This is a genomic window from Rubellimicrobium mesophilum DSM 19309, assembly GCF_000600335.2.
GTDB lineage: Bacteria > Pseudomonadota > Alphaproteobacteria > Rhodobacterales > Rhodobacteraceae > Rubellimicrobium > Rubellimicrobium mesophilum.
This window is the reverse complement of record NZ_KK088631.1, coordinates 1-11,064: the sequence shown is the minus strand read 5'-3', so window position 1 is coordinate 11,064 and position 11,064 is coordinate 1. Positions and strand designations below refer to the sequence as shown.

The following is an 11,064-nucleotide window of genomic DNA, read 5'->3' as shown; positions in this document are numbered from 1 at the left end:
CCCGCCAGCTCGGGCTGAAGCCCTGCTTCACGCCCGTGAAGAGCCCCCAAAGCAATGGCATCTCCGAGGCCTTCGTCCGCACCCTGAAGCGCGACTACGTCCAGGTCACGCCCTTGCCGGACGCTGCCGCTGTCCTCGGATTGCTCCCAAGCTGGTTCGAGGACTACAACGCCCACCACCCGCACTCCGGGCTGAAAATGCGCTCGCCTCGCGAGTTCATCGCCGCCCAAACCGCAACCGCCTGAGTGTTCGGTCAAACGGGGGCCAGATCACCAGCATCATCGCGGCGGTCACCCGCGGGCTGAACGCCAGCATCGGCGAAGGTCTCCTCATCGAGCAGGAGCAGTTCGCCCGGGTTGCTCCGACGAGCGATACGCGCGAGGGGCTGAACGCTTGGATCGAACGGCGCACGCCGGTCTACTCGGGACGCTGGAGAGCGTGATAATCTCTATCGTGTCAGAACCTACGAGCGTCCTCGTGCTGCACTTGGCCCACTGCCTCTGTGGGGTCGGTGCTACTACCACGGATCAATCACTATCCGGGCCGGCGAGCTATCCGCCGTTGCTCGGCTCTGGTAGCACCAACTCAAGCGAGCAGGGCGGCGAAGCGCAGGCGAACGTAGTCGGCGGTCCAGCTCCCGTCCTGAGCCCGCAAAGTCAGCATCAGAAGGCGGACCGCTTCGGCCAGCACCGCCTCCCGCTCGGGCGGGGCAAGGCCACTCACGAAAGGGTTGGCGAAGGTCGCCAGCCACCCTTCCATGCCGGTGGGCAGGGGAGTGGGGCGGGGGATCAGGACCGCGAGCCGGACCTCGAAGCCCTGCTCCTCGAGACGCCTGCGCCACTCCTGGGGTGTTGGGAAGACCCAGGGAATCCGCGCGGCTCCATCCAGGCCCTGGTGGCCCAGGGCCGCCACAAGGGCGGTCACGATGGCCGCGACGTTGCCGTGCCCGCCGAACTCGCCCACGAAGCGGCCCCCGGGCCGGAGCGCGCGGCTCACCCCTCGGACGACGGCGTCGTGGTCGCGCATCCAGTGCAGCGCGGCGTTGGTGAAGACCGCGTCGAACTCCGCCTCAAAGGTCAAGGCCTGCCCGTCCATGCGCTGGGTGGGAACGCCACGGGCTCGCGCCGCCTCCAGAAGCTCGGCTGAGCTGTCCACCCCCAGCACCTCGGCCTCGCGCCCGCCGATCTCGGAGGTGAGGGTGCCGTCCCCGCAGCCCGGGTCCAGCACCCGCTCGCCCGGCTGAGGCGCCAGCAGATCGAGGACCTCACTTCCGTAGGCGGGAACGAAGGCTGCGTTCTCGGCATAGCCCTGTGCCGACCAAGTCTGGATCTCTTTGATGTCGGTCGTGGCGTCACCTGGGAGTTGAGGTGCAAAGGAAGCACCGCGCTGGCGTCATGTATCGCTCCAAGGCAAGGCTCTAGACGATTAATTGCGACCTTACCGGGTGTGCAGTGGGCGTGCACATATGGCGTCTCTAAGATGCGACCATATTTGCTAGACGATGGCGCGCTTACGCCAACCTGGGACCAGGGAGGCCAGAGCCAGGAGAGCTCTTTCGAGCTCGCCGACGCCGTGGCAGTCTGTGCGCGAAGGATGCTCGCGCCAATGACCCTGGCTCCCACCCATCTGCTTGTCCGCCAAGCTGTCCAGGCGACCTTCCGTGCCCTTGTGGCTGAACGGCCGGCAGTGGTGCGTGTGCGCCAGGGGGAGAAGCGGGTCAGCCATGGCGGATCATGGCTCGCAATTGGTCCTGGGAGCCTGGCCGTCCTACCTTCAGGCGAGCCGCTCACCATTGAGAACCAGCCGGCGCTCAGCGGCCTTTATGTGGCCAGCGCGCTCGTTTTGGGGCCTGAGACACTTCCCCCGGGCGACCCGAGTAGGCTGGCCAAGGACGATCGCGCCCTTGCCGCTTTCGATCGCGCAACCGCTGCCTGTGAGGACCCGCTCCTGCCACTTGCCCTGCGCGAGCACGCCGTGGCTGGGGTGCTCCTGTGGCTGGCCCAGGAAGGGGTCGGCGTCGGCCCGGCGCGGTCCGCAGGTCTGGCCGCACGCCTGCGGACCCTGCTGGCCGAGGACCTCGCCGCGCCTTGGACTGCGCCCGAGGCGGCGCGAGCGCTGGCCCTGAGCGAGGCCACGCTGCGCCGGCGCTTGGCGCGAGAAGGTACAAGCTTCTCAGATCTCCTCGCGGACCTACGCATGAGCCGCGCGCTGGGGCTCCTCCAGGCCACCAGCCAGCCGGTCAATCGGGTGGCGCTCGAGGTGGGCTATGACTGCCCATCGCGCTTTGCCGTCCGCTTCCGGGCTCGGTTCGGCATCACGCCCTCGATGGTGCGGGGTCGGGTTGACCGGATCGGCACTAATCTTGATCGCCGCCGCACCGCGAAGGACCATTCGGAAGGGTAAAGAAGGGCGTCCAGATTACGGAGACGCCTGCCATGACCTTCCGCCTCGCCTGCGCCACGACGGCCGCCCTTGTCCTTCTGACCAACTCGGCGCTGGCCCAGATGCGCCTCACCTCCCTGGACATGGGCGAGGGAGGCACGCTCGGGCCGGATCAGGTTATGGCGGGCTTTGGCTGCGAGGGGGGCAATCTCTCGCCCGCGCTCGTTTGGGATGGCGCACCTGAGGGCACCAAGAGCTTCGTCGTCACCGCCTACGATCCGGACGCGCCAACGGGCTCGGGTCTCTGGCACTGGTCGGTGTTCAACCTGCCGGCCACTACGACTTCATTGCCCGAGGGTGCGGGCGCGGCAGGTGGAGCGGATCTGCCTGAGGACGCCGTGCAGGCGCGCAACGACCTGAGCCAGAATGGCTACTCTGGGGCATGCCCTCCCGCAGGCGCCCCAGCGCACCGCTACGTCTTCACCGTCTTTGCTATGCCCGTGACCAAGCTGCCGCTCGACGATACTGCCTCAGCCGCCCTGGTTGGCTTCTTCGCTAACACCCAGGCGCTCGACCGAGCCATTCTGACGGCCAGCTACGGGCGGATCGAGTAGGGCCGCGACGGACGAACGTCAGCGGTCGTGGCTACCAGCCCGCCCTCCAGATCGAGAGTGCAGTACCATGAGCGACAGAGGACTAGGGACCTGTGACCAATAGCCAAAGGCCATCCCCGATCGCGATACTGGCGACTTCCGTGCCTCCGCGCGCGAAGCCGTCCTTTCTGCCGGACCCCTTCTACAGCCGGGTTGCGGGACGCGAGAAGCGCATCCTCGGCGACCTCTTCGGGCTCCGGAACTTCGGGGCGAACCTCACCCACCTTCGGCCCGGAGCCGAGTCGGCCCTCCTGCACCGACACAGCAAACAGGACGAGTTCATATATGTGCTTGAAGGCGAGCCGACGCTGGTCACCGATCGGGGCGAGGTCCTGCTCGGGCCCGGCATGTGCGCGGGCTTCCCGGCGCAGGGGATTGCCCACCAACTCGTCAACCGTACCGACCGTGAGGTGGTCTACCTTGAGATCGGCGACCGCACGCCGGGCGATGAGGGCACTTACCCGCGCGACGACCTCAAGGCCATGCTCGATCCCGAGGGGCGGTGGGTCTTCACCCACAAGGACGGTCGGCCCTACCAGCCAAGGAGTGATCCATGAGGCCGTATTCGTTCGAGACTGCCGATGTCTTCACCAGCAAGCAGTTCGGGGGCAATCCCCTGGCGGTGATCACCGACGCGCGTGGCCTCTCAACGAGGCACATGCAGTCCATCGCTGCCGAGTTCAACTTCAGCGAGACGACCTTCGTCCTTCTGCCCGAGGATCCGGCCAACACCGCACGGGTGCGCATCTTCAATCGCACGGCGGAGATGCCCTTTGCGGGCCATCCGAGCATTGGCACGGGATATGTGCTCGCGGGTCTCGGGCGGGGTAGAAACGGCCCTCTGCACCTCGAGGTACCGGCAGGCCTAGTCAGGGTAGAGATCGAGCGAGATGCGGAAGGGCGTCCCACGGGCGGAAAGATCACAGCACCGCAGCCGTTGAGCGTGGGCGGTGAGTTGCCCGTCGAAGGGATCGCATCATGTCTAGGCCTTAACCCGGACGACGTAGACACCTCCGAGCATGCGCCGTGTCTTGTCTCCGTCGGGGTCCCGTTCGTGGTGGCCAGGCTTCGCCCCGATGCCCTTGGTCGCTGCTCCCCTGATCTCTCGGCCTTCCGGGGCCTTGCAGCGGCTCACCCGTGGCTTGAGGGACGGCTCTCCTTGCACGTCTACTGCAAGTTCGAGGCAGGCCTTCGCGCTCGCATGTTCGCGCCCTTGGCCGGAACCTTCGAGGATCCCGCCACCGGGAGCGCCAACGCTCCTCTAGGCGCCCTTCTGCTGTCCCTCGGAACCGAGCCACACGCCGAGTTCGAGGTCCGCCAGGGCGAAGAAATGGGTCGGCCAAGTGTGCTGCATGTGACCGCCGAACGCAGGCCCAGCGGCCTTCATGCCACCGTGGCCGGGCGCTGCGTCACTGTCTCGCGGGGCGAGCTTCTGCTGAGCGTGTGAGTGCTTGAGAGGTGACCGCAGGTGCGCAAGGACCGACATTTCCGTCACCAACCCATAGTCATCACAGGATGATCCATGATCCGTGTACTCGTCATCGGAGGGACTGGCTTGATCGGCCCCTGGGTCCTGTCGGGCTTGCAGGAGCTTGAGCCGGCCGTGGACCTCTGGGTAATGAACCGGCGCGCGCAGGGGCCAGACAGCGTCACGGCCCTAAGCGGGGACCGGCATGATCCAGCAGCGGTCCGAGCGGCGCTGGACGTCGCACAGCCCGAGGTCCTGATCGACATGATCGCTTTCACCAGTGCCGAGGCAGAGGCCACGGTCGAGGTCCTGCGCGAGCATGGAGCGCCGACGCGGACGGTTGCCGTCTCCTCGGCCGACGTCTACGAGGCCTTCTCGCGGCTCAACCGTCTGATCGGGGGACCACCCGAGACAGAGCCGATCACCGAGGCCTCTCCGCTACGGGTGGGCGAGGGCGCGCAGGGTGCCGCCTACGACAAGCTGGCCGTCGAGCAGGTCTACGCAGCAGCCCTCGAGAACGTGGCGGTCCTGCGGCTGCCGGCGGTCTACGGCTGGCCCGACCAGAGCCGGATCGAGGCCTATGCCGGGCCCATGCTCGACGGGGTGGAGGAGATAGCCCTGCACCCCCGCCTTGCGGGCTGGCGCTTTGCACGGGTGCTCAACCGCAACGCAGGGCACGCGGTGGCGCTGGCTGCGCTGGGGGACTGGTCGGGGTTCTGCGCCTGGAACGTGGCAGAGCCGGTCTCGCCCACAGAGGCCCAGTGGGTGGCGCGGATCGGCCAAGCCGTGGGATGGCGGGGCCAAATCGTGGAAAGCGATGCAGTCGAGCCGCCGGGCTTTGACGCGGACCAGCCGATCATCCTGTCGGACGCGCGTATCCGGTCGGAGCTCGGCTACCATGAGCGGCACGATCCGGAGCAGGGCTTGCGCGACGCGGTTCGGCGCTATGCGGAGTTTCGGGCGCGGAAGAGCTAGAGATTGAGACCTGCGGTCTGCCGACCCGGTTCAGTCCCGCCGCCGAACTGCGGCCCACTGCGCCCGGCGTTCTTGCCGGAGAAGCGCCCGAAGTTCCCGGCGGTGCAAGGCGGTCGGGTCGAAGGCATCCTGGCCCTCGAACCGGCTCGCCCGTTGCCAATCGCGGAGATCGAAGAACTGAAACATGGCTAAGCTCCAATGGGTCGTGCAATGAAGCCTATATAGTCGAACCGCCCGGGATCGGCTAAGCAGCAATTCTTCGGATCTGTTAGGCAGGTTGACAGATGTCGGATCCCGACTGGCGCCATCTCCCCTCCTTGTCAGCGCTGCGGGCCTTTGAGGCCGCAGCCCGCTTCGCTAGCTTCAGCGAGGCTGCGCGGGTGCTCAACGTGACGCACGCGGCTGTTTCTCAGGCGGTGCGCGGGCTTGAGGGCGAGCTCGGCACCACGCTGCTGCGACGCGACGGACGTGGGCTGGCCCTGACCGACGACGGCGAGCGTCTGGCACGGGCGCTCCGGGATGGGTTCGGCACCATCGCGGGGAGCATCGAGGCGCTGCGAGGCGCGGAGAAGGGGAGGGGGCTGCGGGTGACCGCCACGCCGAACTTCGCCCAGTCTGTCTTGTTGCCAAGGCTGGGCTCGTTCTGGCGGCGCCATCCGGACGTGGCCGTCTCGATCAACCCCGACTACGCGGTGGTCGACCTCGCCCGGGACGGCTACGACGTGGGCATCCGAACAGGCCAGGGCCAATGGCCGGGGCTCAGGGCGGAGCCGGTCGTGCGGACGCGTTTCATCTTGGTGGGAGCCCCCGAGCTCGTGGCCCGAGACGACGACCTGACACGGCTGCCTTGGCTCCTGTCCTCGGGCGACCCGCAGGAGTCCACCTGGCTTGAGGCCGCTGGGGTCGATCCGGGCAGCCTGAAGGTAGCCGGCATCGACAATCCCATCCTGGCGGTCTCGGCGGCGCTGGCAGGCTACGGCCTTCTGTTCTCGGCCGACGTGGTCGCCACCGCCGACTTGGCGGCCGGGCGGCTCGTCGAGGTGCCTTTTCCAGGTTTGCCGGAGCTCACCTACTGGGCCGTCACCCTGCCGGGACCACGCCGCCCGGCGGTGGAGGCCTTTGTTGGATGGCTCAGGGCGCAGTTTGCCGAAAAGCCAAGCCGCAACTGAGCGGGCCGAGCACTGGCGTGCAACATCCGCCTACGCGGTCAGGACCGTGACCCTCCTTGTCCCCGCAAGAGCCAGCGACTCATGTTGAGCAGACTCACTCTCAGGAAGGGCACCGGCACACGATCCTGAGGCAGCTTGGCGAATCCAAGGCGCCCGTATCGCCTGGCGCGACTCCCGAGGCCATCGTCTCGATCAATCGGGCCCCCTCTGGCCGCCGTGAGCCAATGACCTAGCCTCCACCTGCGGCTGCTCGCTCTGTTCTCGCAGAGGTTGGATGCAGTCCAACCGACCACACGCAAGCGTGCCATAGAAACGAGCGTCCAATAGAAAGATGCCAATCTCCATGCCCCTCAGCCCAACTCTCCCGCTCAACGATGGCCACCATATGCCACGCCTGGGCTTCGGGGTCTGGCGCCTGCCGGACCAGGATGCGCCGGAGGTCGTCGGCGCCGCAATCAAGGCGGGCTACCGCCACATCGACACGGCGCAGGGCTATGACAACGAGGAGGGCGTCGGGCGCGCCGTGCGCGAGGCCGAGGTCTCCCGCGAGGAGCTCTTCATCACCTCCAAGGAGCGCACCCGCGACCAGGGCTACGACAGCACCTTCCGCTCGCTGGAGGGCAGCCTTCAGCGGCTCGGGCTCGATTACCTCGACCTGTTCCTGATCCACTGGCCCGTGCCGGAGCACGACCGCTACGCCGAGACCTGGAGGGCGCTGGTCGAGTTGCGGGCGCAGGGCCGGGTCCGCTCCATTGGGGTGTCCAACTTCCTGCCCACCCACTTCGATCGCCTCATCGGCGAGACGGGCGTGGTGCCGGCCGTGAACCAGGTGGAGCTGCATCCCCGCTACCAGCAGCGCGACCTCCGGGACTGGCACGCGGCCCATGGGATCGTGACCGAGAGCTACAGTCCGCTGGGCGGAGAGGGCGCCGCCGTGCTCCGCGACCCGGTCGTGACCGACATTGCGGCCCGTCTTGGCCGAACCCCGGCGCAGGTGGTCATCCGCTGGCACCTGCAGCAGGACTTGGTCGTCCTGCCCAAGACCGCCAACCCGGCCCGGGTGGCTGAGAACCTAGCCGTTTGGGACTTCACCCTCAGCCCGGAGGACATGACGCGCCTCCAATCTCTCGACCGGCCGGACGGCAAGACGCTGCCCCAGCCCGAGGAGATGAACACGCTGTTCTGAGCTGGCCGCTGGTGAGGTCGGAGGCCCTTCGTCTTGGCCGGGCGGACTTGGGACCACTTTCAACAGACAGCGAACCAGCCGGGGCCGGTGGCCGGAGGGCGGCTCGAGACCTAGAGCAGCGCCACTGCCAGCACCCATATGGCCATGAACATGACTACGATGGAGCCTGCCGAGTAAAAGCTGGCCCGCACCTCGTGGTTCTGGGCCGTAGCATAGGCCCAAGTGTGGGCGAGCCGCGCCAGCACAAAGAACGAGAAGAGCAGCACCGCCAGCCAGAAGGGCGGCTCCGTGGTGACGAAGATCAGGCCCGCTGCGAGGAATGCGGGGATGCTCTCAAGGTCGTTGCGGTGCATGCGGCGCGAGCGCTCCACGTCGGGGTGCGGGGCGAGTTGGTCCGGCCGAGGGTTCTTGTTGAAGGGTGTCTGGCGGAGGTCCTCGGGGCTCATGAGGCCTGCGTCAAACCTCGTCATAAGCACCACTGTCATCCAACCCTGGCCCATGATCTTGAGGACCATGAGCGCCGCCGCGACGGCGTAGGCCACAAAGACTGGGTTCTCCAACGTAAGAAGAGAGGTCATGGAGGCGCGCTCCCGTGGGCTATTCCGCCAGCTGAGCTTACCACATTGGCTTGCTGGCCATGAGCAGCCCTACAGCAGCAAGCATTCTGATCGCTCCGCCGACGTACCACGCCTGCAGTTCTCTCAGATTTTGCGTCAACATGATCGGGGCCTCTGCCTCACTACCGCCCCTCTGCGACCTCAGCCGTGATATCTCTCCGGCGATTGGCTTCGGAGCCTGCCTAGTAGTTTGGACAGAAGAGGCGTTGCTATTGGATAGCAGGTGCCTGTCTCTTTCGAGAGCGCGGGAGGCATCGTAGGTGAGCGGGATCAGGCCGGCTTTCGGCTGCTTCATCGAAGGATCCTGACATGAACCGCCTCAGCCTTGCCCTGACGGTTCCTCTTGCCGTCGCGGGCGTGCCAGTTGCAGCATCGGACGTCAGCTACTCGCTCACGAATGCCAGCTCGCTGATCATTGTGGAGTTCTACGCCTCGCCCGCCGATGAGGGTAACTGGGGCGAGGACCTGCTGGCTGCGGGCGTGCTGCCACCGGGCGAGACCGGCACGCTAACCATCGCCGGTGGCTCGGAGCAGTGCAGCACTGATCTCCGTTTCGTAATGGAGGACGGGCAGGAGTTCGTGGAAACGGTGGACATCTGCGGAACGCCCAGCTTCACCTTGGAGAACTGACGCGAGCCAGTCCGATCGATGCTATCGGCTATCGGTTGTCGTTCGAAGTTGCGCTCCCCGCGTTCCTGCGCCACGACGGTTCTAGGACTGCGTGCATATGAGGGCAGGAGTATGAGCACGAGGTCGGATCACTGTGCCTGCACCTGATCGTCCGTTCCAAGACTCACGCGCTTTGTGGGATACCGAGGCCGAGCGTTTCGACGAGGAAGCCGATCACGGTCTGCGGGACCCTCAGGTCCGTTCGGCTTGGGCCGCCCTGTTGGCCGAGGTGTTGGGTACTCATCCGTTGCGGGTGGCTGACCTTGGCTGCGGCACCGGGTCTCTGAGCCTGTTGCTCCACGACCTAGGGCATCAGGTGACGGGCCTCGATCTGTCCCCACGCATGTTGAACAACGCGCGCGAGAAAGCAGGCCGGGCTGTGACATTCCTCGAGGGGGACGCCTCTCGACCCAATTTGCCTCGCGACAGCTTCGACGCGGTGGTCTGCCGCCATGTGCTCTGGGCTCTGCCGGACCCGCGGAAGGCTCTGTCGAACTGGGCCAAACTTCTGGTCCCAGGAGGCTCAGTGCTCCTGATCGAGGGACGGTGGCACACGGGAGCAGGTCTCTCGGCCGAGGAGGTGCGGCGTGCCGTGCCGCCATCACTCCGCTGGACCGCCACGCGAAGCCTCTCGGACCACCACGCGCTCTGGGGCGGGCCGGTCTCTGACGAGCGGTTCCTTTTCACGGCGCGGCGGCGGTAGGGGCTGGTCTTGCGGTGAGGTGAGGATCCGCACGGTGATCCTGAGGGCCGGGACGTGTCCAGACCTGTCCCGCGTCGACGAAGCCAAGGCGGCGTCATTACTTGAGCGGCGCTTGGTCGCCGTCAGGGTCTTCTCGACGGAGGCTCTCATCCAGAGCACGGCCACGCCATGACGTGGCTCGACGGAACGAGTCCCAGGGCCTCGTCATCGGCCGACTGCCCGTACTTGTCGGCCGGTGGCCAGGGACGGGTGCGCCAGTGCGGCTCGAAGACAAAGCTCGACCTGGTCCGTCCGGGCAGCAGTGCGCCGTTTCCGGCTCCCTTGGCGTAGTCGTAGTAGGACTTGACGATCTCCTCGCGCGAGACCTGCTGGGCCGCCGGGTGCGCCAGGCACGCCTCGCGCCAGCGCCGGACGCGCTCAAAGCCGCCGTCCGCTGGCAGCTCGAAGCCCTCGTAGTAGTCGAGGAACCAGAACCGCATGAAGAGCGAGGTGAACACCGTCTCGGCCAGCCCGAAGTCATCGAAGAGAAAGGTGCCCTCCGGGTTGTGCTCGCGCAGGAAGCTGTCGATCTGTGCATAGAGCCCGAGCAGCCTGTCGCAATGGGCTGGCCGGGCCGCCCGGTCCTGGTTCATGACAAACGTGTAGCCCGCGTTCGTGAGCGGTCCCTCCAATAGCATCAGCAGGCGCTCGACCGCGTGCTCGAAGGGGTCCTCGCGCCGGACCCGCGGGCCCGGGATCGTCTCGTCGAGGAAGTCCAGGATGACGAGGCTTTCCTTCAGGATGCGCCCGTCCGGCATCTCCAGGATGGGCAGCGCCGTGGTGCCGCGGGTCTTGCGCAGAAGCGCCGGATTGCGGGGCTTGGTGATGTCCACCACCCGGAACTCGACGGCGTCTCGTTGCCCCTTCAACTCCAGCAGGATCTCAAGGCGCTGCGAGAAGGGGCAGACCGGGATGTGGTAAACGACAGGTCGCTTGGTCATAGGAAAGGGATCCGCGAAAAAGGGCTTCCGGAGGGGAACTCAGCCTCCGTATCCGGGCACTAACATGACCGGCCGGCAGCAGATAATCGAACGTTGATATCCTGCTTATGTAAGCGGTGTCTGGACCGCACCTTTCGTTTGGGCATGTGAGGGGCGAGGCTGACGGTCTCTGATATGGGATCGTTTCGTGTCTGGACTTGAACCTACGCTTGGGCCGATGCGCGTGCCGCGTCGCATCGAGGTGATCAACGGGGCTGGCGGG

Annotated in this window: 13 protein-coding genes; 10 read left to right on the top strand and 3 right to left on the bottom strand. The window is 66.4% G+C overall.

Going from position 1 to position 11,064, the window contains the following annotated elements; all coding sequences use genetic code 11:
* Positions 1-245: integrase core domain-containing protein (locus tag RUMESO_RS22365; RefSeq protein ID WP_037277710.1), on the top strand; the 245-nt coding region annotated here is incomplete at its 5' end.
* A gap of 340 nt (positions 246-585) precedes the next feature.
* Here RUMESO_RS22365 and RUMESO_RS22360 read toward each other — a convergent pair.
* Positions 586-1,329 (bottom strand): class I SAM-dependent methyltransferase, encoded by a 744-nt coding sequence (locus tag RUMESO_RS22360; protein WP_281177600.1) that lies wholly within the window; start codon positions 1,327-1,329, stop codon positions 586-588.
* 276 nt (positions 1,330-1,605) lie between these two features.
* On the opposite strand from RUMESO_RS22360, the gene RUMESO_RS22355 reads away from it, so the two are divergent.
* From RUMESO_RS22355 to RUMESO_RS22325, 7 genes are all read left to right on the top strand, one after another.
* On the top strand, positions 1,606-2,403 hold the full coding sequence (locus tag RUMESO_RS22355; RefSeq protein WP_051521614.1) for a helix-turn-helix transcriptional regulator: 798 nt from the start codon (positions 1,606-1,608) through the stop codon (positions 2,401-2,403).
* Between the two features lie 32 nt (positions 2,404-2,435).
* A complete protein-coding gene (locus RUMESO_RS22350; RefSeq protein ID WP_037283974.1) occupies positions 2,436-2,996 on the top strand; it encodes a YbhB/YbcL family Raf kinase inhibitor-like protein in 561 nt (186 codons plus the stop codon).
* A gap of 140 nt (positions 2,997-3,136) precedes the next feature.
* Complete coding sequence (locus RUMESO_RS22345; protein ID WP_281177599.1) at positions 3,137-3,592, top strand: cupin domain-containing protein; 456 nt, start codon at positions 3,137-3,139, stop codon at positions 3,590-3,592.
* Positions 3,589-4,482: a PhzF family phenazine biosynthesis protein gene (locus RUMESO_RS22340; RefSeq protein ID WP_037283968.1), complete on the top strand. Its 894-nt coding sequence runs from the start codon at positions 3,589-3,591 to the stop codon at positions 4,480-4,482. Before RUMESO_RS22345 ends, RUMESO_RS22340 begins: the two co-directional genes overlap by 4 nt.
* A 75-nt stretch (positions 4,483-4,557) precedes the next feature.
* Complete coding sequence (locus RUMESO_RS22335; protein WP_051521613.1) at positions 4,558-5,478, top strand: NAD-dependent epimerase/dehydratase family protein; 921 nt, start codon at positions 4,558-4,560, stop codon at positions 5,476-5,478.
* 284 nt (positions 5,479-5,762) lie between these two features.
* On the top strand, positions 5,763-6,647 hold the full coding sequence (locus RUMESO_RS22330) for a LysR substrate-binding domain-containing protein (protein ID WP_037283965.1): 885 nt from the start codon (positions 5,763-5,765) through the stop codon (positions 6,645-6,647).
* A 385-nt stretch (positions 6,648-7,032) separates the two neighbouring features.
* Complete coding sequence (locus RUMESO_RS22325; RefSeq protein ID WP_211262975.1) at positions 7,033-7,833, top strand: aldo/keto reductase; 801 nt, start codon at positions 7,033-7,035, stop codon at positions 7,831-7,833.
* Between the two features lie 110 nt (positions 7,834-7,943).
* Here the strand turns inward: RUMESO_RS22325 and RUMESO_RS22320 are convergent, their stop codons facing one another.
* Complete coding sequence (locus tag RUMESO_RS22320) at positions 7,944-8,411, bottom strand: MAPEG family protein (protein ID WP_037283960.1); 468 nt, start codon at positions 8,409-8,411, stop codon at positions 7,944-7,946.
* 348 nt (positions 8,412-8,759) lie between these two features.
* Between RUMESO_RS22320 and RUMESO_RS22315 the strand changes: the two genes are divergently transcribed.
* On the top strand, positions 8,760-9,080 hold the full coding sequence (locus tag RUMESO_RS22315) for a hypothetical protein (RefSeq protein ID WP_037283956.1): 321 nt from the start codon (positions 8,760-8,762) through the stop codon (positions 9,078-9,080).
* 133 nt (positions 9,081-9,213) lie between these two features.
* Complete coding sequence (locus RUMESO_RS22310) at positions 9,214-9,822, top strand: class I SAM-dependent methyltransferase (RefSeq protein ID WP_037283954.1); 609 nt, start codon at positions 9,214-9,216, stop codon at positions 9,820-9,822.
* Between the two features lie 146 nt (positions 9,823-9,968).
* Here RUMESO_RS22310 and RUMESO_RS22305 read toward each other — a convergent pair whose 3' ends face one another.
* Positions 9,969-10,802, bottom strand: coding sequence for a glutathione S-transferase family protein (locus RUMESO_RS22305; protein WP_037283951.1), 834 nt, complete (start codon positions 10,800-10,802; stop codon positions 9,969-9,971).
* Between the last annotated feature and the right edge of the window lie 262 nt (positions 10,803-11,064).